This window comes from Serratia sp. Z4, assembly GCF_009900725.1.
Lineage (GTDB): Bacteria > Pseudomonadota > Gammaproteobacteria > Enterobacterales > Enterobacteriaceae > Serratia > Serratia nematodiphila.
The window spans coordinates 191,124-210,178 of record NZ_JAAABD010000007.1 but is presented as its reverse complement, the minus strand read 5'-3'; the positions used below and the strand labels follow the sequence as shown (position 1 = coordinate 210,178).

Annotated in this window: 19 protein-coding genes and 1 other RNA gene; 11 read left to right on the top strand and 9 right to left on the bottom strand. The window is 58.8% G+C overall.

Annotated features, from left to right (window positions below; genetic code table 11):
* The first annotated feature begins 5 nt into the window (after positions 1 to 5).
* The 4 genes from GT753_RS21220 (at position 6) to fbaA (ending at position 4,723) form a co-directional block, all read left to right on the top strand.
* Positions 6 to 965, top strand: coding sequence for a LysR substrate-binding domain-containing protein (locus tag GT753_RS21220; protein ID WP_274517900.1), 960 nt, complete (start codon positions 6 to 8; stop codon positions 963 to 965).
* A gap of 311 nt (positions 966 to 1,276) precedes the next feature.
* A complete protein-coding gene (epd, locus tag GT753_RS21215; RefSeq protein WP_160125926.1) occupies positions 1,277 to 2,293 on the top strand; it encodes an erythrose-4-phosphate dehydrogenase in 1,017 nt (338 codons plus the stop codon).
* Positions 2,294 to 2,363: 70 nt separating this feature from the next.
* Complete coding sequence (pgk, locus tag GT753_RS21210) at positions 2,364 to 3,527, top strand: phosphoglycerate kinase (RefSeq protein WP_025160206.1); 1,164 nt, start codon at positions 2,364 to 2,366, stop codon at positions 3,525 to 3,527.
* A gap of 116 nt (positions 3,528 to 3,643) precedes the next feature.
* Positions 3,644 to 4,723, top strand: coding sequence for a class II fructose-bisphosphate aldolase (gene fbaA / locus GT753_RS21205; RefSeq protein WP_004931586.1), 1,080 nt, complete (start codon positions 3,644 to 3,646; stop codon positions 4,721 to 4,723).
* A 219-nt stretch (positions 4,724 to 4,942) separates the two neighbouring features.
* Here the strand turns inward: fbaA and GT753_RS21200 are convergent, their stop codons facing one another.
* Positions 4,943 to 5,611: a DUF1345 domain-containing protein gene (locus GT753_RS21200; protein ID WP_160125925.1), complete on the bottom strand. Its 669-nt coding sequence runs from the start codon at positions 5,609 to 5,611 to the stop codon at positions 4,943 to 4,945.
* Positions 5,612 to 5,816: 205 nt separating this feature from the next.
* Between GT753_RS21200 and mscS the strand changes: the two genes are divergently transcribed.
* Positions 5,817 to 6,683, top strand: a complete 867-nt coding sequence (mscS, locus tag GT753_RS21195; protein WP_015378992.1) for a small-conductance mechanosensitive channel MscS — start codon at positions 5,817 to 5,819, stop codon at positions 6,681 to 6,683.
* Positions 6,684 to 6,764: 81 nt separating this feature from the next.
* On the opposite strand, the gene GT753_RS21190 is transcribed toward mscS, so the two are convergent.
* The 3 genes from GT753_RS21190 to GT753_RS21180 form a co-directional block, all read right to left on the bottom strand.
* Entirely contained in the window at positions 6,765 to 8,114 is a 1,350-nt protein-coding gene (locus tag GT753_RS21190; RefSeq protein ID WP_160125924.1) for an MFS transporter, read from the bottom strand.
* A 172-nt stretch (positions 8,115 to 8,286) separates the two neighbouring features.
* Positions 8,287 to 9,318: a methionine synthase gene (locus GT753_RS21185; protein WP_015378990.1), complete on the bottom strand. Its 1,032-nt coding sequence runs from the start codon at positions 9,316 to 9,318 to the stop codon at positions 8,287 to 8,289.
* A gap of 25 nt (positions 9,319 to 9,343) precedes the next feature.
* A complete protein-coding gene (locus tag GT753_RS21180) occupies positions 9,344 to 10,321 on the bottom strand; it encodes a DUF1852 domain-containing protein (RefSeq protein ID WP_033632135.1) in 978 nt (325 codons plus the stop codon).
* Positions 10,322 to 10,625: 304 nt separating this feature from the next.
* On the opposite strand from GT753_RS21180, the gene GT753_RS21175 reads away from it, so the two are divergent.
* Positions 10,626 to 11,165 (top strand): DUF2058 domain-containing protein, encoded by a 540-nt coding sequence (locus GT753_RS21175; RefSeq protein ID WP_004931599.1) that lies wholly within the window; start codon positions 10,626 to 10,628, stop codon positions 11,163 to 11,165.
* 7 nt (positions 11,166 to 11,172) lie between these two features.
* Here GT753_RS21175 and GT753_RS21170 read toward each other — a convergent pair whose 3' ends face one another.
* Positions 11,173 to 11,871, bottom strand: a complete 699-nt coding sequence (locus GT753_RS21170) for an RluA family pseudouridine synthase (protein ID WP_160125923.1) — start codon at positions 11,869 to 11,871, stop codon at positions 11,173 to 11,175.
* A 210-nt stretch (positions 11,872 to 12,081) separates the two neighbouring features.
* On the opposite strand from GT753_RS21170, the gene argO reads away from it, so the two are divergent.
* Both argO and GT753_RS21160 read left to right on the top strand, forming a co-directional pair.
* On the top strand, positions 12,082 to 12,699 hold the full coding sequence (gene argO, locus GT753_RS21165) for an arginine exporter ArgO (protein ID WP_004931603.1): 618 nt from the start codon (positions 12,082 to 12,084) through the stop codon (positions 12,697 to 12,699).
* Positions 12,700 to 12,820: 121 nt separating this feature from the next.
* A complete protein-coding gene (locus GT753_RS21160; RefSeq protein WP_031300626.1) occupies positions 12,821 to 13,552 on the top strand; it encodes an oxidative stress defense protein in 732 nt (243 codons plus the stop codon).
* A gap of 48 nt (positions 13,553 to 13,600) precedes the next feature.
* On the opposite strand, the gene GT753_RS21155 is transcribed toward GT753_RS21160, so the two are convergent.
* Complete coding sequence (locus GT753_RS21155; protein WP_004931613.1) at positions 13,601 to 14,494, bottom strand: LysR family transcriptional regulator ArgP; 894 nt, start codon at positions 14,492 to 14,494, stop codon at positions 13,601 to 13,603.
* Between the two features lie 204 nt (positions 14,495 to 14,698).
* Here GT753_RS21155 and rpiA point away from each other — a divergent pair, with 204 nt between their 5' ends.
* Complete coding sequence (rpiA, locus tag GT753_RS21150) at positions 14,699 to 15,355, top strand: ribose-5-phosphate isomerase RpiA (RefSeq protein WP_004931614.1); 657 nt, start codon at positions 14,699 to 14,701, stop codon at positions 15,353 to 15,355.
* A 292-nt stretch (positions 15,356 to 15,647) separates the two neighbouring features.
* Entirely contained in the window at positions 15,648 to 16,886 is a 1,239-nt protein-coding gene (gene serA, locus GT753_RS21145) for a phosphoglycerate dehydrogenase (RefSeq protein ID WP_004931617.1), read from the top strand.
* 48 nt (positions 16,887 to 16,934) lie between these two features.
* Here serA and GT753_RS21140 read toward each other — a convergent pair whose 3' ends face one another.
* The 3 genes from GT753_RS21140 to zapA all read right to left on the bottom strand — a co-directional run bounded on the left by GT753_RS21140 (position 16,935) and on the right by zapA (position 18,148).
* The gene (locus tag GT753_RS21140) at positions 16,935 to 17,543 is read right to left on the bottom strand and encodes a 5-formyltetrahydrofolate cyclo-ligase (protein WP_048324702.1); all 609 of its coding nucleotides are present in this window, start codon (positions 17,541 to 17,543) and stop codon (positions 16,935 to 16,937) included.
* Positions 17,544 to 17,595: 52 nt separating this feature from the next.
* Positions 17,596 to 17,778, bottom strand: a non-coding RNA gene (ssrS, locus tag GT753_RS21135) — 6S RNA.
* A 40-nt stretch (positions 17,779 to 17,818) separates the two neighbouring features.
* Complete coding sequence (gene zapA / locus GT753_RS21130) at positions 17,819 to 18,148, bottom strand: cell division protein ZapA (protein WP_004931621.1); 330 nt, start codon at positions 18,146 to 18,148, stop codon at positions 17,819 to 17,821.
* Positions 18,149 to 18,467: 319 nt separating this feature from the next.
* Between zapA and GT753_RS21125 the strand changes: the two genes are divergently transcribed.
* On the top strand, positions 18,468 to 19,046 hold the full coding sequence (locus GT753_RS21125; protein WP_004931622.1) for a YecA family protein: 579 nt from the start codon (positions 18,468 to 18,470) through the stop codon (positions 19,044 to 19,046).
* Positions 19,047 to 19,055: the final 9 nt, after the last annotated feature.

Genomic DNA, 19,055 nt, shown 5'->3' with positions numbered 1-19,055 from the left:
AAACGGTGAAACATAAAACACGAATCATGAACAATATGCCGATCCTGAGTGACCTGCGGGTGTTCGTGCTGGTGGCGCGCCGCGCCGGGTTCGCCGCCGCCGCCGAAGAGCTGGGTGTTTCGCCTGCCTTTATCAGCAAGCGCATCGCGCTGTTGGAGAAGGCGCTGGACGTGTCGTTGCTGCACCGCACCACGCGGCGGGTGGCGATCACCGAAGACGGCGAACGCATCTACGAATGGGCGCAGCGCATTCTCAACGATGTCGATCAGATGATGGACGAACTGTCCGAGGTGCGCCAGGCGCCGCAGGGCATGCTGCGCGTGGTCAGCAGCTTCGGCTTCGGCCGGCGTTTCGTGGCGCCGGCGCTGTCGGCGCTGGCGCGGCAGTACCCGCAGCTGGAACTGCGGCTCGACGTGTCCGATCGGCTGGTGGATCTGGTCAGCGAAGGATTCGATCTGGATATCCGCATCGGCGACGATATCGCCCCCAATTTGATTGCGCGCAAGCTGGCGGACAATCAGCGCATCCTGTGCGCTTCGCCGGCGTACCTGCAGCGCCACGGCGTGCCGAAAAATCCGGCTGAGCTGGCGGGCCGTTCCTGTCTGGTGATCAAGGAACGCGATCACCCGTTCGGGCTGTGGCGGCTGCAGGGGCCGGGCGGCGAAGAGACGGTGAAGGTGACGGGGGCGCTGGCGTCGAACCACGGCGAAATCGTGCACCAGTGGTGCCTGGACGGGCAGGGCGTCGCGCTGCGTTCCGCCTGGGACGTGAAAGAGAACATCGACAGCGGCAGGCTGGTGCACATCCTGCCGGAGTATTATCAGCCGGCCAACATCTGGGCGGTATACGTTTCCCGGCTAGCAACGTCGGCGAAAGTGCGGGTGACGGTCGAATTTTTGCGCGACTATTTTCGTGAGCACTACGGCGAAACGGGGCCGGCGAGCGAAAATCCGTCGCGGTCTTGAGGCCAAAAATGTGCGCCAGATCATCTTATGCTCGTAAAACTCCCCTCCGTTACCTGAGGAACTGTTGCACCTGTTCCTTTTGCCAAAACTTTGGTTTATGCTCAGCTGAAGCGTTTCAGTTGAAGCACTCTTCAACAGAAATGCCGATGTGACGGCGGTGAAAAACCGCTGAAGCGCGGGAATAATGCAAACTCGGCGATTCACAGCGGGCGGTACGATCCACTACTCTATGCGGGTTAGTGAGACAACCAGTCAGCGCCGGGCGGCGCCGGTGAGTCACCCGGCGTGGACGGCCCTTTTTCAGGAGCAGCATGACCATCCGCATAGCGATAAACGGCTTTGGCCGCATCGGCCGCAGCGTATTGCGCGCACTGTACGAATCGGGACGACGGGCGGAAATCTCCGTGGTGGCGATCAACGAGCTGGCGAACGCCGAAGGCATGGCCCATCTGCTGAAGTACGATTCCAGCCACGGCCGCTTCGCCTGGGATGTGCGGCAAGAGTGCGACACGCTGAGCGTCGGAGACGACGCGATTCGCCTGTTGCATCAACTGGCGGTGGAGCAGTTGCCCTGGGGCGAATTGGGCGTCGACGTGGTGCTGGACTGCAGCGGCGTGTACGGCAGCCGGGCGGATGGCGAAGCCCATCTGGCGGCGGGGGCGAAGAAAGTGCTGTTCGCCCACCCGGGCGGCAACGATCTGGACGCCACCATCGTGTTCGGCGTCAACCATCAGACGCTGCTGGCGGAACATCGCATCGTGTCCAACGCCTCGTGCACCACCAACTGCATTATTCCGGTGATCAAGCTGCTGGACGACGCCTACAGCATCGAATCCGGCACCGTGACCACCATTCACTCGGCGATGAACGATCAGCCGGTGATCGACGCGTATCACGCGGATTTGCGGCGCACCCGCGCGGCGAGCCAGTCGATCATTCCGGTCGATACCAAGCTGGCCGCGGGCATCACCCGCATCTTCCCGCAGTTTTGCGACCGCTTCGAGGCTATCTCGGTGCGCGTGCCGACCATCAACGTGACGGCTATCGATCTGAGCGTCAGCGTGAGCGCCGCGGTGAAGGTGGCGGAGGTCAACCAGCTGTTGCAAAAGGCCGCACGGGAATCATTTCGTGGTATAGTTGACTACACGGAATTACCATTGGTCTCGATCGATTTTAACCATGACCCGCACAGCGCTATCGTCGACGGTACGCAGACCCGGGTCAGCGGGCAGCACCTGATAAAGACCTTGGTCTGGTGCGACAATGAATGGGGCTTTGCCAATCGGATGTTGGATACAACACGGGCAATGGCTGCCAGCGGTTTCTAGTACGGCGGCGCCGGCGTGATTGGCGCGCTGCTCAGGCAATTTTATAGAGATTCAATAAAGAGGGTTCACCATGTCTGTAATTAAGATGACCGATCTGGATCTGGCGGGTAAACGCGTACTGATCCGCTCCGATCTGAACGTGCCGGTAAAAGACGGTAAAGTGACTTCCGACGCGCGTATCCGCGCTTCCCTGCCGACTATCGAAGCTGCGCTGAAGCAAGGCGCCCGCGTGATGGTAACCTCCCACCTGGGTCGTCCTACCGAAGGCGAGTACAACGAAGAATTCTCCCTGCTGCCTGTGGTCAACTACCTGAAAGACCATCTGAAATCCCCAGTGCGTCTGGCGAAGGATTATCTGGATGGCGTCGACGTCGCCGAAGGCGAACTGGTGGTGCTGGAAAACGTCCGCTTCAACAAGGGCGAGAAGAAAGACGACGAAACCCTGTCCAAGAAATACGCGGCGCTGTGCGACGTGTACGTGATGGACGCATTCGGCACCGCGCACCGCGCGCAGGCTTCCACCCACGGCGTGGGCAAGTTCGCGCCTGTCGCCTGTGCCGGCCCGCTGCTGTCCGCCGAACTGGAAGCGCTGGGCAAAGCGCTGGGCAACCCGGCCCGTCCGATGGTCGCCATCGTGGGCGGTTCTAAAGTCTCCACCAAACTGACCGTGCTGGATTCCCTGTCCAAAATCGCCGATCAGCTGATCGTCGGCGGCGGCATCGCCAACACCTTCGTGGCGGCGCAGGGCAACAACGTGGGCCAGTCCCTGTACGAACCTGACCTGATCCCGAACGCGCAGAAACTGCTGGAAACCTGCGACATTCCGGTGCCGACCGACGTGCGCGTGGCGACCGAGTTCTCTGAGACCGCGACCGCGACCGTGAAGCAGGCCAACGAGATCCAGGACAACGAGCAAATTCTGGATATGGGCGACGTCTCTGCCGAGCGTCTGGCCGTTATCCTGAAGAACGCCAAGACCATTCTGTGGAATGGCCCGGTTGGCGTATTCGAGTTCCCTAACTTCCGTAAGGGCACCGAAATTGTCGCCCGCGCGATCGCCGATAGCGACGCTTTCTCTATCGCTGGCGGCGGCGACACTCTGGCAGCCATCGATCTGTTCGGTATCGCTGACAAAATTTCCTACATCTCCACCGGCGGTGGCGCATTCCTGGAATTCGTTGAAGGGAAACCGCTGCCTGCAGTCGTGATGCTGGAAGAGCGCGCTAAGCAGTAATTCAGACAACGGGAGGCGAAAGCCGCCCGTTTGTTTTATACCGCGCGGCTAACGCTGCGCGGCGTGAAAACATCGATTTACATCCATCTACGGCCGACGAAACAGGACAAAGTAACATGTCTAAAATTTTTGATTTCGTAAAACCGGGTGTCATCACGGGTGATGACGTTCAGAAAGTCTTCGCAGTTGCTAAAGAGAACAACTTTGCGCTGCCAGCGGTAAACTGCGTGGGTACCGACTCCATCAACGCAGTGCTGGAAGCCGCGGCTAAAGTGCGCGCGCCGGTCATCGTTCAGTTCTCCAACGGCGGCGCCGCGTTTATCGCCGGCAAAGGCGTGAAGACCGATGTGCCTCAGGGCGCTGCGATTCTGGGCGCTATCTCCGGCGCACACCACGTTCACCAGATGGCTGAACACTACGGCGTGCCGGTGATCCTGCACACCGACCACTGCGCGAAGAAACTGCTGCCATGGCTGGACGGCCTGCTGGACGCCGGCGAGAAGCACTTCGCCGCTACCGGCAAACCGCTGTTCTCTTCCCACATGATCGATCTGTCTGAAGAATCTCTGGAAGAAAACATCGAGATCTGCAGCGCCTACCTGAAGCGCATGGCCAAAATCGGCATGACGCTGGAAATCGAACTGGGCTGCACCGGCGGTGAAGAAGACGGCGTGGACAACAGCCATATGGACGCTTCCGCGCTGTACACCCAGCCGGAAGACGTGGCTTACGCGTACGAAAAACTGAACGCCATCAGCCCGCGCTTCACCATCGCAGCCTCGTTCGGTAACGTGCACGGCGTGTACAAGCCAGGTAACGTTAAGCTGACTCCGACCATCCTGCGCGATTCTCAGAAATACGTTTCCGAGAAATTCAACCTGCCGCATAACAGCCTGAACTTCGTGTTCCACGGCGGTTCCGGTTCCAGCGATGCGGAAATCAAAGAGTCCGTCAGCTACGGCGTGATCAAGATGAACATCGACACCGATACCCAATGGGCGACCTGGGACGGCATCCTGCAGTACTACAAAGCGAACGAAGCTTACCTGCAGGGCCAGCTGGGCAACCCGAAAGGCGCCGATCAGCCGAACAAGAAATACTACGATCCACGCGTCTGGCTGCGCGCAGCACAGACCAGTATGGTGACGCGTCTGGAGCAGGCCTTCAAAGATCTGAACGCGGTAGACGTTCTGTAATCTTCGCCAGCTGTTGCACGATGCAAAAGGCTCCCTGCGGGGAGCCTTGTTGTTTATGACAAGCCTGATGGCGTTGCCTGGCTCGCCGTTGGCAAAATATAAAAAATAAGGAAAATCAATTTATTGATTTTCGGCTGATGATCACAAAGGAGGAAAAACCACGTTTTTTCCTCCTTTGTTTGTGATTAAAAGGCTCCCTGCGGGGAGCCTTTTTCGTTTTCAGCCCAGCAGGCCGGCACCGACGTTGATCGACAGGCCCAGGATCAGCATGTTGAACGCGAAGGAGATCACCGACTGCAACAGGGTGATCTTGCGCACCTCTGCCGCGCCGACCGCCACATCGGCGGTCTGCGACGCGACCGCGATGGTGAAGGAGAAGTAGGCGAAGTCCAGATAGGTCGGCTCGGTGAGGTTGCCGGGGAACAGCAGCGGCAAAGGATCCTGCTGTGCGCCCTGGCGATAAAACTGATGAGCATAGTGCATGGTGAAGGCGGTCGGCAGCAGCAGCCAGGAAACCGCCAGCGTTCCGCCGGTTAGTGCCAGATGCAGGGTTTTCAGCGAGTCGCTGGCCTGTTTGGCGCTGCTCAATTCGAACAGGATCGCCAGAATGCTCACCAGACAACCGAAACTGACCAGCGCCAACACCGTGCTGGCGCTTTCGTCCTGCCGCCGGGCGATCTGGCGAATGTGCTGCGGCGTGCTGACCAGCATCAGCCGCCAGAGAAACAGCAGATAGAGCCAGGCCAGCGTATTCCAGCCGATCATCAAACGCTGCAACAACGAGAGCTGTGCGGGCAGCAGCAGGAAGCACAACAGCCCGGCGCCGACGGAAAACAGCAGCCTGGGCCGCACTTGCCAATAGTGTTTAAGCGAAGAGCGAATGTGCATGAAGAACGGATCTCTTATCGTGAAATGGCCAACGCGCTGTTTTCAGCATAGAAGAAGCGGCGGGCGGTTTCGGCTATTTTTAACGCTGACGGTTGGCATGAGCCTTTAATGTTGGTTACCCTTAGGCGGTGGTTTCCTACTGGCTGCCGAAGCCAGTGTATTTTTGCGAGTTTCTCCCGTTAGGGACTGAGTTAGGACGACACGAATGAAAGATTTGAATGTAGTAGACGGCATCAACGGTGCCGGCGACTGGTTGGTGAAGAACCAGGATCTGTTGATCCAGTATGCGGTGAATATCGTCGCCGCCATCGTTATCCTGATCATCGGTTCGATCGTGGCCCGCGTGGTCGGCAATGCGCTGAACCGCGTAATGAAGCTGCGCGGCATCGACGCCACGGTGGCGGACTTCCTGTCGGCGATCGTACGTTACGGCGTGCTGGCGTTCACCTTCATCGCGGTGCTGGGGCGCGTCGGCGTGCAGACCACCTCGGTGATCGCCGTGCTGGGTGCCGCCGGTTTGGCCGTCGGCCTGGCGCTGCAAGGCTCGCTGTCCAACTTCGCCGCCGGCGTGCTGCTGGTGATCTTCCGCCCGCTGCGCGTGGGTGAGTATGTCGATCTGGGCGGCGTGGCCGGTACCGTCGATCAGGTGCAGATTTTCTCCACCACCCTGCGTACCGCAGACAACAAAACCATCGTGGTGCCGAACGGTAAAATCATCGCCGGCAACATCATCAACTATTCCCGCGAACCGAACCGCCGCGTGGACATCGTGGTAGGCGTGGCCTACAACGCCGATATCGACGTGGTGAAGAAGGTGTTGGGCGACGTGATCGCCGCCGACAAGCGCATTATGCACGCTAAAGGCGTGACCGTGCGTCTGAACGAGATGGCGCCGTCCTCTCTGAACTTCGTGACTCGTTCCTGGACCACCAACGCGGAATACTGGAACGTGTACTTCGATCTGATGGAAAACTTCAAGCGCGCGCTGGATGCCCACAACATCGGCATTCCGTTCCCGCAGATGGACGTGCACCTGTATCGCACCGAAGACGCTTCCGCCAAGGCGGAATAACAGAGAGGGGGCCTTGGCCCCCTTTTTGATTGCAGGCCGAGACGTCACTGATGGCGTCTCGGCCTTTTATTTTCCGCGAGTTCAGATGCCGGCCGCCGGTTCGGTGAGCGGCGCGCGGCGGCGCAGGCTGAGGCGATAAAGCAGGAAGATGGCGGCTGCGCCCAGCAGCGCCGGCAGCGCCAGCCAGAGGAAGAACACTTCCGGCGAACCGGCGGCGGTCATCATCCAGGCACCGAGCATCGAGCCGACGATCGAGCCGAAGCGGCCATTGGCCATGGCCCAGCTGACGCCGGTCACGCGGGCTGCGGTCGGGTAAAGGGTGGCGGAAACCAGATTCAGGCCGTTTTGCGCGCCGGCCACGCCGAAGCCTATCAGGAACACGACGGCGGCCAGCGTGTATGCGTCGCCCATCAGGTAACCGGTAGCGCCGATCACCAGCGCGGCGCCCAGGTAGGAGAAGGCCAGCACGCGATAGGGCCCGACCCGATCCATCAGCAGCGCCATCAGGATGGCGCCCAGGGTGCCGCCGAGCGGCACCATCGCGCCGATGCGCGAGGCGTGGGCGATATCGAAACCGGCGTCTTTGAGGATCGTCGGCAGCCAACTGGTGAGCAGGTAGAACACGAACAGCGAACAGAAGAATGCCGCCCACAGCAGCAGGGTGCGCACGGCGCGCCCTTCGATAAACAGGTGCGAGATCGGCGACCTGGCCTGCGCCGGGCGCTCGTCATCGACAATGGGTCCCCCCGTCCAACGCTGGCCGGTGATACGCTCGACCACCCGGCGCAGCCGATCGGCATGTTTGGCGCTGGCGGCCATAAAGCGCACCGACTCGGGCATCTGCCAGGCCAACAGCGGCAGCAGCGCCAACGGTGCAATGCCGCCGACCAGCAGCAGGCCGCGCCAGCCGAACGCTGGAATGATCTGCCCGGCCAGCAGGCCGCCCAGGGCCAGCCCGGCGGTAAAGCCGCTCCAGCTTAGGGTGACCATCAACATGCGCCGGCGCGCCGGTGAGTACTCAGAGCTGAGGGTGATGCAGGTCGGTATCGCGCCGCCGAGGCCAATGCCGGTGATAAAGCGCAACCAGGTCAGGGATTCGATCGAATGCGCATAGGCTGAAGCCAGGGTGCAGCCGCCAAACACCAGCACCGCGACGAGCAGCACGCGCTTGCGGCCGATAGCGTCGGCGATCGGCCCGAACAGCAGGCTGCCGATCAGCAGACCGAACAATCCCGCACCGAAGGCGGGGGAGAGCTGCGCTGGCTGCAGGCCCCACTCTTCGCGCAGCGCCGGGGCGATATAGCCGATGATGGCGGTATCGAAGCCGTCCAGCAGGGCGATGAGGAAACATAAGGTCAGGATCAGGATTTGGTAGGGTGAGATCCTGGCGCGATCGATGATTTCGCTGATGCGAGCGGTATCTGGGCTCATGAGGGTTCCACTGTTATTAAGCTGGTGTGGGCTGGCTGAGGGGCCGTTCAGGCCGCTGTGGCTGGCATCGCGTAGAAATCCGAGTATACACCAGCGCGGGGGCGTTGCGGGGAGAAGGAGTCGATTGATAATCGCCCGCCGCAGGAGGCTACTGCGGCGGGCGCTGGCGCGGTTATTTGGCCAACAGCTCTCGGCGCACGATCTCGGCGCCTGCGCTTAACGCATTCAGCTTGCCGCGGGCGACCTGACGAGGCAGGGGAGCCATGCCGCAGTTGGTCGACGGATAGAGCTTGTCGGCATCGACAAACTGCAGCGCTTTGCGCAGCGTGTCGGCCACTTCTTCCGGCGTCTCAACGGCATGATTCGCCACGTCGATGGCGCCGACCATCACCTTTTTGCCGCGGATCAGTTCAAGCAGATCCATCGGCACGTGCGAGTTATGGCACTCCAACGAGATAATATCGATAGTCGACGTTTGCAGCTTGGGAAACGCCTCTTCATATTGCCGCCACTCAGAGCCCAGCGTCTTTTTCCAGTCGGTATTGGCCTTAATGCCGTATCCATAGCAGATATGTACGGCGGTTTCACACTTAAGCCCTTCAACGGCTCTTTCCAGGGCGGCGATGCCCCAGTCATTCACCTCGTCAAAGAACACATTAAATGCGGGCTCATCAAACTGAATAATGTCGACGCCTGCGGCCTCAAGCTCTTTGGCTTCCTGATTGAGGATCTTGGCGAACTCCCAGGCCAATTTCTCGCGGCTTTTATAGTGGTTGTCATAGAGCGTGTCGATCATGGTCATCGGCCCCGGCAGGGCCCATTTAATCGGCTGCTGGGTCAGCTGGCGTAAAAATTTGGCGTCTTCAACGAAAACGGGCTTTTGACGCGAGACCGCCCCCACCACGGTTGGCACGCTCGCCTCGTAGCGATTGCGGATTTTAACCACTTCGCGTTTCTCGAAATCGACGCCGCTGAGGTGTTCGATAAACGTAGTGACGAAGTGCTGACGGGTTTGCTCGCCATCGCTGACGATATCGATGCCGGCCTGTTGTTGCTCTGCCAGCGATAAACGCAGGGCGTCTTGCTTGCCTTCGATTAATTCTTCATTTTGCAATTTCCAGGGCGACCACAGGGTTTCCGGTTGGGCCAGCCAGACCGGTTTGGGTAAGCTGCCGGCGGTCGATGTGGGGAGCAATATTTTCATGATAGGTGACCTGTATTTAAGTGAATCAAAGCGCGTAGTGGGCAGACCATTGCTCAAGAATAGGCTTGTAGGGTTTGATAAATTGCTCTTCCGTAAATTTCCCCTGCTCAATCGCCAACTGGCTACGCTCTTCGCGATCGTAAACAATCTTGGTTAATGAATGATCCTGGTTATTCAGGCTTGGCTGATAGCATTGCCCCGCCGCCGAGTTGGCATTGTAAATTTCAGGCCGATAGATTTTTTGGAAGGTCTCCATCGTGCTGATGGTGCCAATCAGCTCCAGATCGGTGTAATCGCTCAGCAAATCCCCGGGGAAATAAAACGCCAGGGGCGCGACGCTATTTTTCGGCATGAAATAGCGCACCTGCAGGCCCATTTTTTTAAAATACCGGTCGGTTAGCGAAGCGCCGTCTTGCCGATACTCGTCGCCCAAGACCGGGTGTTGATTGCCCGTCCGATGATAGGTGTCTTTGCTGGACACGCTGAGGCAGATCACCGGCGGTTTGCTGAAATTCTCATGGTATTCGTTTGAATTGACGAAGTGCTTAAAGATATTGCCGTGCAAATCGCCGAAATCATCCGGAATGGTAAATTCCGCCGTGTTTTTATTGTGCGCCGGCAGCAAGACGCTAAAGTCGTAATCGCGCACGTAAGAGGAGAAATTGTTCCCGACGATGCCCTCGATACGCGTTTGCGTTTTTTTATCAAGGATGTTGGTTTTCAGGATTTCTATCACCGGGAAGCTGGCGCTGTGATCTTCAATGCGCATCTCAACCGAAATGATTTCAAGCTCGACCGCATAGCGATCGGCCTTGGGGTTATCCCAATGCGCCAACGAATTGAAGCGGTTGTTAATCATCACCAGCGTGTTGCGCAGGTTCTCCCGGCGGTTTTCCCCTCTGGCCAAATTGGCGAAGTTGGTGGTGATACGCGTATTTTCAGAAGGGTTATAATCTTCATCGAAAGAACTGCTCTTAATCGTAAAGGTAAAGTCTCTATTCATCGTCTTATAGCATCCTGTTATATGATATGAAGGCTGGGTTTATCCATTTATTTCAATGGCTTGTTTTTCTATTTTTTCATTCAGCCGATTTCATATTGTCTGTCGTTAATGAGGTCTATTTTTGCCAGAGTCCCGGTGGGAGTGAAAGAGACTTAATTTCATTACCACATGAGCCACATTCATGATCTGGGGTTCAGGTGGGGTTGCCGCCGTTGCCCTGCGTTGCAAGCCGCCCGGCAAGCTGGTGCAGCCTGAAAAATTACGGGTATAATCCCACCATGACCCCACGGCTTCAGACACGAACATGACAAAACTCACCTTACAAGAGCAGATGCTCAAAGCGGGCTTGGTAACCAGCAAGAAAATGGCCAAAGTCCAGAGAACGGCTAAAAAATCACGCGTTCAGGCGCGCGAGGCCAGAGAGGCGGTGGAAGAGAATAAAAAGGCGCAGCTTGAGCGCGATAAGCAATTGAGCGAGCAGCAAAAGCAGGCCGCGCTGTCCAAAGAATACAAGGCGCAGGTGAAGCAGCTGATCGAGATGAACCGCATCGTCCTGGCGAAAGGCGATATCGGTTTCAACTTCACCGACGGTAACCTGATCAAGAAAATCCTGGTGGATAAAGCGACCCAGACGCAGCTGATCAATGGCCGCCTCGCCATTGCCCGCTTGGTTGTCGAGAGCCGCGAAGAGTGTGAATACGCGATTATCCCCGCGAGCGTCGCCGATAAAATCGCGCAGCGCGATGCGGCCAGCATAGTGCTGCACAGTGCGCTGAGTCAGGAAGAGCAGGATGAAGACGATCCGTACGCCGACTTTAAAGTGCCTGACGATTTGATGTGGTAAGCCGCGTTCAGAACGGCGCGGCGTGACGAGCGGCTATCCGCTCTCCGCTGATGGGGTGCACAAAGTCCAGCTCGCTGGCGTGCAGCATCAGCCGCGGCGTCTGTTCGGTACCCGGCAGCAGGCGCCCGCCATACAGATCGCAACCTAAAATAGGATGGCCCAATTGCCGGCTGTGAATACGCAGCTGGTGGGTGCGTCCGGTCTCCGGGGTGAGCTGCACCCGCGTCAGCGGCAGCGAGATCCCGCCTTCCGTTTCACGATAAAAACGCTCGACGACCCGATAGCGGGAGCGGGCGGGCTTGCCGTGGAGGGCGCAAATCGACATCAGCGGGAACAGCGCCGGATCTTTGGCGATCGCCGCGTCTATTACCCCTTCGTTATCCGCCAGATGGCCGCAGAGCAGCGCGCTGTACACTTTGCTGACGGTGCGTTCGCTGAACTGCCGGCAGATCGCGGCGTTGACGGCCTTGTTGCGGGCCACCACCATCAAACCGGACGTGCCGAAATCCAGGCGGTGCGCCAGGGCGCAGCCGGGGAACAGCTGTACCAGCCGGTGGTGTACCGAATCGAGATTCTGCGGATTCTTGCCCGAGAGGCTGAGCAGCCCGGCCGGCTTATTGATCAGCGCCAGATGATCGTCCAGATAGAGGATCTCTATCTGGTCATGGCATGGCGGGGCGATAAAGGTATCGGTGATCGTAGACATCGGGTGGCCGGCTGGAGGGTGGGGGCGGATGATAGCGAATTTCGCGTCGATGAGCGAATTTGACGGCGCAATCCCGCCGCTTGGAGTATTAGTGCTTCTGATACTGGATTAGAAACATCAATTTCACCTAATGATCGCTTCCTCGTATGATGCGCGTGTTGACCGATACGCGCCCACGTCCGGCGCCTTTTATCATTCGAGGAATTTCCCATGTTAGCCGTCTTCCTGCAGGGTTTTGCCCTGAGCGCCGCCATGATCCTGCCGCTGGGCCCGCAGAACGTATTCGTGATGAATCAGGGCATTCGCCGTCAGTACCATTTGATGATCGCCTCATTGTGCGCACTGAGCGATATCGTGCTGATCTGCGCCGGTATTTTCGGCGGCAGCGCGTTGCTGACCCGCTCGCCGCTGCTGTTGGCGCTAGTCACCTGGGGCGGTGTGGCGTTTCTGCTTTGGTACGGCTGGGGCGCGTTCCGTTCCGCCTTCAGCCCGCAACCGGCGCAGGCCGCGGCGCAGGAGCTGGCGCAGAGCCGCTGGCGCATCGTGGTCACCATGCTGGCGGTCACCTGGCTGAATCCGCACGTCTATCTGGACACTTTCGTGGTGCTCGGCAGCCTGGGCGGACAGCTGACGGCGGACGTGCGTTCCTGGTTCGCGCTTGGCGCGGTCAGCGCGTCGGCGGTGTGGTTCTTCGGCCTGGCGCTGCTGGCCTCCTGGCTGGCGCCGTGGCTGAATACGCAGCGGGCGCAGCGCATCATCAATGCGCTGGTCGGGTTGGTGATGTGGGGCATCGCGCTGCAGCTGGCCTGGCAGGGGGCAAATTTATAAGAATTTGTCACTAATCCGAATTCAAAACGCCGTGCGATATGCTACGTTTGATGCCAGGAATCCGGCGGTTCTCGCAGGGAAAAGCCGGCGATCAGAGACAGCCTGTCATTAAGGAGACACTGTGAAGCTAAAAGCATTGGCTATGGCCGCAATGGTCGGATTAGGGACGTTACCGATGGCGCTGCAGGCGGCTGAATTGCCTGAAGGGCCGCACGTCGTCACCTCCGGCACCGCCAGCGTGGACGCCACGCCGGATATCGCCACCCTGGCGATCGAGGTAAGCGTTTCCTCCAAAGACGCCGCCCAGGCGAAGAAGCAGGTAGACGAGCGCGTGGCGCAGTACTTTGATTTCCTGCAGAAAAACAACATCGAGAAGAAAGACATCAGCGCCGCCAACCTGCGCACCCAGCCGGAATACGACTACCTGAAAACCGGCGAGTCGGTGCTGAAGGGCTACCGGGCGGTGCGCCAGGTGCAGGTCACCCTGCGCCAGTTGGACAAACTGAACGAGCTGCTGGACGGCGCGCTGAAATCCGGCCTGAACGAGATCCGCGCGGTGGAGTTGGGCGTCGCCAAGCCGGACGTGTATCGCGAGCAGGCGCGGCAAAAAGCGATCGAGAACGCGACTCAGCAGGCCGAATCCCTGGCCAAAGGCTTCCACGCCAAGCTGGGGCCGGTGTACAGCATTCGCTACCGGGTCGCCAACTACCAGCCGATGCCGGTGGCGCGGATGTATAAGGCGGCCGGCGCGGCGGCGGAAAACGACGCGGCGCAAACCTATGAACAGCAAAGCATTCACTTCGACGATCAGGTGGATGTGGTGTTCGAGCTGCAGCGTAACGCCGCGCAGTAAGGGTGTGGTATTGAAGAAAAGGTTCGCCGCGGCGAACCTTTTTTCGTTTTAATCCTGGCGCAATACCTGATGCCCGTGCTCCAGCAACGCGTCGGTCACTTTACGCATCATGCGGCTCTCCGGCGCGAAGCGGTGCCAGTACAGCATGCGGCGCTGGTACAGCCCCGGCGTCAGATCGATCAGTTCACCGGATGCCAGCTCCTTTTCGATCTGCAGATGCGGGATCATACAGCAGGTGGTGCCCTGACGCGCCAGCTGCACGAAGGCTTCCGATGAGTTCACGATGTGGCAGGGCACGCTGCCCGGCGACAGATCGAAGTTCTGCTGCAGGAATGCCTGGTGCATGTCGTCGAGATGGTCGAAGGCCACCGCCGGCGCTTTCAGCAGTGCGGAACGGGTGACGCCGTTCGGGAAATAGCGCTCGGCGAAGCCGCTGGAGGCCACAAACAGGTAGTCCAGCGCCCCCAGCCGATCCACCAGGCAGCTCGGCAGCGGCTGCGGCTGAATACTCACCGCGCCCACCACTTCACCGCGGCGCAGCCGCTCCTGGGTGCGGGTTTCATCTTCCACCTGCAGATTCAGGCGAATCGGGGAGTCCGCCAGCACCGGCTTCAGCGCCGGCAGCAGCCAGGTCGCCAGACTGTCGGCGTTGACCGCCAACGACAGCAGCAGCGGCGTATCGACGCCGGTGTCGTTGCCCAGCCACTCTTCTTCCAGCAGCTCCACCTGATGCAGCAGCGCCAGCAGCTTTTGCCCCTGTTCGGTCGGGCGCGGCGGCACGGTACGAACCAGCAGCGGTTGGCCGAACAGGTTTTCCAGCTGTTTGATGCGTTGGGATACCGCCGATTGCGTGATACAGAGTTTTTGCGCGGCGCGCTCGAAGCCGCGCTCACGGATCACCGCGTCCAGCGCTTGCAGCGTACGATAGTCTGGGCGTTTCATCGGAAAGATATCCCTTAAATTAGAATGATACCGGCACTATGCCACATTTTACGCATGGCGCAGGTGGAAAAATTACGCTCCCAGCTCGCCGCCAGGCGGGTAAAAATGCGGGCTGCGGTAAATAAGTGTGATCCTGCCGGCGTGAAAAACAGCGTTTTACCCTATAATACGCACACGTTTTCGTACAGAGGCAAGGGACATATTATGACGCAGGATGAACTGAAAAAAGCGGTGGGCTGGGCGGCGCTGGAATACGTGACGCCGGGCACCATCGTCGGGGTCGGCACCGGCTCTACCGCCGCCCACTTTATTGACGCGCTGGGTTCCATCAAGCACCAGATCGAAGGCGCGGTGTCCAGCTCCGATGCCTCCACCGCCAAGCTGAAAAGCCTCGGCATCCACGTGTTCGACAGCAACGAAGTGGACTCGCTCGATATTTACGTGGACGGCGCGGACGAAATCAACGGCCATATGCAGATGATCAAGGGCGGCGGCGCGGCGCTGACGCGCGAGAAGATCATTGCCGCCATTGCCAAGAAGTTTATCTGCATCGTCGACGCCAGCAAGCAGGTGGACGTGCTGGGCAAGTTCCCGCTGCCGGTGGAAGTGATCCCGATGGCTCGCTCTTACGTGGCGCGTGAGCTGGTGAAACTCGGCGGCCTGCCGGAGTATCGCCAGAACGTGGTGACCGACAACGGCAACGTGATCCTCGATGTGCATAACCTGAGCATTACCGACGCCGTGGCGCTGGAGAACAAGATCAACGGCATCGCCGGCGTGGTGACCGTGGGGCTGTTCGCCAACCGTGGCGCGGACGTGGCGCTGGTCGGCACCCCGGAAGGCGTGAAAGTGGTCAAATAAGCTTCTGCCGTCTGTGGCCCGGCGGTGCCGGGCCGCATAATTCTTCGGTTAAAATATCTTTTCTGAAAAACGGCAAATTTGGTGACTTATGTCACATTGTGAAAACTGACTCCCCAAAGCTTCTGCCGAAAACTTTCCCTATGGCATTTTCTGCCGTAAACCGCCATCAACGCTGCGCCTTGTCCTGCCGGGCAGGCAATCGTTTGTATTGCCGCCCGCGTTATTTTTGTTATGTTGGATGGGAGCTGTGTCGTCACAGCCGCTTCTGAAGTCTGAACATAGGGTCGGGTAAATGGCAAAAGTATCATTGGAGAAAGACAGGATTAAATTCCTGTTGGTGGAAGGGGTTCATCAGAGCACGGTCGATAATTTGCGTGCCGCCGGTTATACCAACATCGAATACCACAAGGGTGCGTTAGACACCGAATCTTTGAAGGCATCCATCCGCGATGCACACTTCGTCGGCATCCGATCGCGTACGCATCTGACTGAAGAGGTGTTCGCCGCCGCAGAAAAACTGGTGGCGGTGGGCTGCTTCTGCATCGGCACCAATCAGGTTGATCTGAAAGCGGCGACCAAACGCGGTATTCCGGTCTTCAACGCCCCCTTCTCCAATACCCGATCCGTGGCCGAAATGGTGCTGGGCGAGCTGCTGTTGATGCTGCGCGGCATTCCGGCCGCCAACGCCAAGGCGCACCGCGGCGTGTGGCACAAACTGGCCGTGGGCTCCTATGAGGCGCGCGGCAAAAAGCTGGGCATCATCGGCTACGGCCATATCGGCACCCAACTGGGCATTCTGGCCGAAGGGCTGGGCATGAAGGTGTTCTTCTACGACATCGAGAACAAGCTGCCGCTGGGCAATGCGCAGCAGGTGCGCCATCTGTCCGATCTGCTCAATATGAGCGACGTGGTGACGCTGCACGTGCCGGAAACGCCATCGACCAAAAATATGATGGGGGCGGAAGAACTGGCGCTGATGAAACCGGGCGCCATTCTGATCAACGCCTCGCGCGGCACCGTGGTGGATATTCCCGCGCTGTGCGACGCGCTGGCCAGCAATCACCTGGCGGGCGCGGCGATCGACGTCTTCCCGGAAGAGCCGGCGACCAACAGCGATCCGTTCAACTCGCCGCTGTGTGAGTTCGACAACGTGCTGCTGACGCCGCACATCGGCGGTTCCACTCAGGAAGCGCAGGAGAACATCGGCGACGAAGTGGCCGGCAAGCTGGCGAAATACTCCGACAACGGATCGACTCTGTCCGCCGTCAACTTCCCGGAAGTGTCGCTGCCGGCGCATGGCCCGAACGCCAGCCGCCTGCTGCACATCCACGAAAACCGTCCGGGCGTGCTGACGCAGATTAACCAGATCTTTGCCGAAGAGGGGGTTAACATCGCCGCACAGTATCTGCAAACCGGGCCGGAAATCGGCTATGTGGTGATCGACATCGAAGCGGAAACCGCGCGCGCCGACGCCGCGCTGCAGCGCATGAAGGCCATCGACGGCACCATCCGCGCCCGCCTGCTGTTCTGATTCGGCGGCATGCCGCAACGAAAAAGGCCGGAGCGATCCGGCCTTTTGCTATTTTGGCTCGTGCCACGCCCAGCTGCAGAGCGGGGTGAGGATTTCCGGCAGCGGGATATCCCAGTGTTCGGTCGGCAGATGCTCCACCTGCTGGCAATCATGGGCCAGGCCGATGGGATAGGGGCCGCCGCTGCGCCAGTTTTGCAGGGTGCGATCGTAAAAGCCGCCGCCCATGCCCAGACGCTGCCCGGTATGATCGAACGCCACCAGCGGTGTCAGCACCACCTCCAGTTCACCCAGCGGCAACACCTTGCGCACATCGAGGCGCGGTTCGAGAATATTGAAGCGATTGCGCACCAGCGGCGTTTCCGGCGCATAGCGCAGGAACAGCAGGTGGCCCGGGCTGAACGGATGCAGCACCGGCAGGTAAACCCGTTTGCCGAGCGTCCACAGCCGTTCGATCAGCGGCCCGGTATCGAGTTCGCCGTCAAACGACAAAAACACCGCGATGCTGTGCGCCGTCTGAATGCGTTCATGCGTGACGAGGCGTTCGGCTATCTTTTCTGCGGCAAAGCGTTGCTGGCCCGGCGTAAGCTCGCGCCGACGTTGGCGAATGAGTTGACGAATGGTTTGGCGCTGCTGCGCGAATTGGGGTTGAAAAGGCATCGTATCAGGCTTGCTCTGTGTGGTGTTCAGCACACATAAACCGCTGAGAAGGGGAATCTCCGAGATGCCGTCGCAGGCTGTAACCCTTGAACCCATGGTTCAAGGTGAACGTGCCGTCGCAATCTTAAGGCTTCTCGGCGCACCGAGCGTGCTCACCGATCGCGGAGCAACACATTCTGTTTGTACTAAATATCGGCTCAGGGGACTGGCCCGCTGGCGAACATCTCAGAGAAATTTTGTACTCGTTGCCGAAACTTTGATTTCAACAACTTAAGTTATTCGAATTGTGCATCCTGACGTTCAGAGATGCGACCTTGTTCAAGCAGCGCTTGTTCAATGGTCTGCTGCAGCATCCGTATGCGTTGTTCCATATTGGACGCGTAGTCACGGGTTTTCAACCGTTCTTGAGCAAGTTCGTGACAGACGTTCAATGCCGCGATGAAAACCAGTTGCTCAGTATTGGAGACTCTAGTGCGAACTTTAAGATCTTGCAACCGTTGGTTAAGATCGTCCGCCGCCATATTCAACGCATCTTGTTGTTCTGGCGGGCAATTGACTCTTAACGAGCGGCCAAAAATTTGAATATCTACCGGTTGTGCAGACATGCCACCTTCCTGCCTAAATTTCGCGCCAGCCTTGTCCGCCCTGGCCGGGCCGTCAAAGCGGGCGCCACTATATATACCTCGGTACCAAGATACAACCCCTTTTTCAGTACCTGGTTGTAATCTACTGTGGCGCACATTGCCAGTCAAAAAAGGGTTTCAAAATGCGTATTTACCGCACTTTCGTCACCCGCCGGCGCAGTGTGAAACCTGCCACATCGCGATTATAACTAGCCACTGAGGTGTCGCGCTTATCTGGTATAGCGACGGACCTTGGTGGTAGCATAACACGAACTTATCCTGCCAACGATGACGAATGCGCATGTCTATACAGAATACATTTCCAAGTTACCAATCTTTAACCGTGGCCCTCAACCAGCAGTCGGTGGCGTTGACCGCGGCAGAAATGCACGGCCTGATCAGCGGCCTGCTGTGTGGCGGCAGCCGTGACGCCGGCTGGCAGGCGCTGGTGCACGATCTGACCAACGAAGGCGTCGCCTTCCCACAGGCGCTCAGCCAACCGTTGCAGCAGCTGTATGAAGCGACGCGTGACACGCTGGAAGATGACGAATTCCTGTTCCAACTGATGCTGCCTGAAGGGGAGATCGTCAGCGTGTTCGATCGCGCCGACGCGCTGGCCGGTTGGGTCAACCACTTCCTGCTCGGTCTGGGCATGATGCAGCCGAAGCTGGCTCAGGTGAAAGACGAAGTCGGTGAAGCGATCGACGATCTGCGCAACATCGCACAACTGGGCTACGACGAAGACGAAGATCAGGAAGAATTGGAACAGTCGTTGGAAGAAGTGGCGGAGTATGTGCGGGTCGCCGCCATCATGTGCCACGGCGAATTCACCCGTCACAAACCGACGGCGCCGGAAAATATCAAACCGACGCTGCACTAAACGTTCTAT

Coding starts and splice junctions, on each gene's coding strand:
- epd (WP_160125926.1), top strand. CDS start 1,277: ATGACCATCCGCATAGCGATAAACGGCTTTGGCCGCATCGGCCGCAGC.
- pgk (WP_025160206.1), top strand. CDS start 2,364: ATGTCTGTAATTAAGATGACCGATCTGGATCTGGCGGGTAAACGCGTA.
- fbaA (WP_004931586.1), top strand. CDS start 3,644: ATGTCTAAAATTTTTGATTTCGTAAAACCGGGTGTCATCACGGGTGAT.
- GT753_RS21200 (WP_160125925.1), bottom strand. CDS start 5,611: ATGCACATTCGCTCTTCGCTTAAACACTATTGGCAAGTGCGGCCCAGG.
- mscS (WP_015378992.1), top strand. CDS start 5,817: ATGAAAGATTTGAATGTAGTAGACGGCATCAACGGTGCCGGCGACTGG.
- GT753_RS21190 (WP_160125924.1), bottom strand. CDS start 8,114: ATGAGCCCAGATACCGCTCGCATCAGCGAAATCATCGATCGCGCCAGG.
- GT753_RS21185 (WP_015378990.1), bottom strand. CDS start 9,318: ATGAAAATATTGCTCCCCACATCGACCGCCGGCAGCTTACCCAAACCG.
- GT753_RS21180 (WP_033632135.1), bottom strand. CDS start 10,321: ATGAATAGAGACTTTACCTTTACGATTAAGAGCAGTTCTTTCGATGAA.
- GT753_RS21175 (WP_004931599.1), top strand. CDS start 10,626: ATGACAAAACTCACCTTACAAGAGCAGATGCTCAAAGCGGGCTTGGTA.
- GT753_RS21170 (WP_160125923.1), bottom strand. CDS start 11,871: ATGTCTACGATCACCGATACCTTTATCGCCCCGCCATGCCATGACCAG.
- argO (WP_004931603.1), top strand. CDS start 12,082: ATGTTAGCCGTCTTCCTGCAGGGTTTTGCCCTGAGCGCCGCCATGATC.
- GT753_RS21155 (WP_004931613.1), bottom strand. CDS start 14,494: ATGAAACGCCCAGACTATCGTACGCTGCAAGCGCTGGACGCGGTGATC.
- rpiA (WP_004931614.1), top strand. CDS start 14,699: ATGACGCAGGATGAACTGAAAAAAGCGGTGGGCTGGGCGGCGCTGGAA.
- serA (WP_004931617.1), top strand. CDS start 15,648: ATGGCAAAAGTATCATTGGAGAAAGACAGGATTAAATTCCTGTTGGTG.
- GT753_RS21140 (WP_048324702.1), bottom strand. CDS start 17,543: ATGCCTTTTCAACCCCAATTCGCGCAGCAGCGCCAAACCATTCGTCAA.
- zapA (WP_004931621.1), bottom strand. CDS start 18,148: ATGTCTGCACAACCGGTAGATATTCAAATTTTTGGCCGCTCGTTAAGA.
- GT753_RS21125 (WP_004931622.1), top strand. CDS start 18,468: ATGTCTATACAGAATACATTTCCAAGTTACCAATCTTTAACCGTGGCC.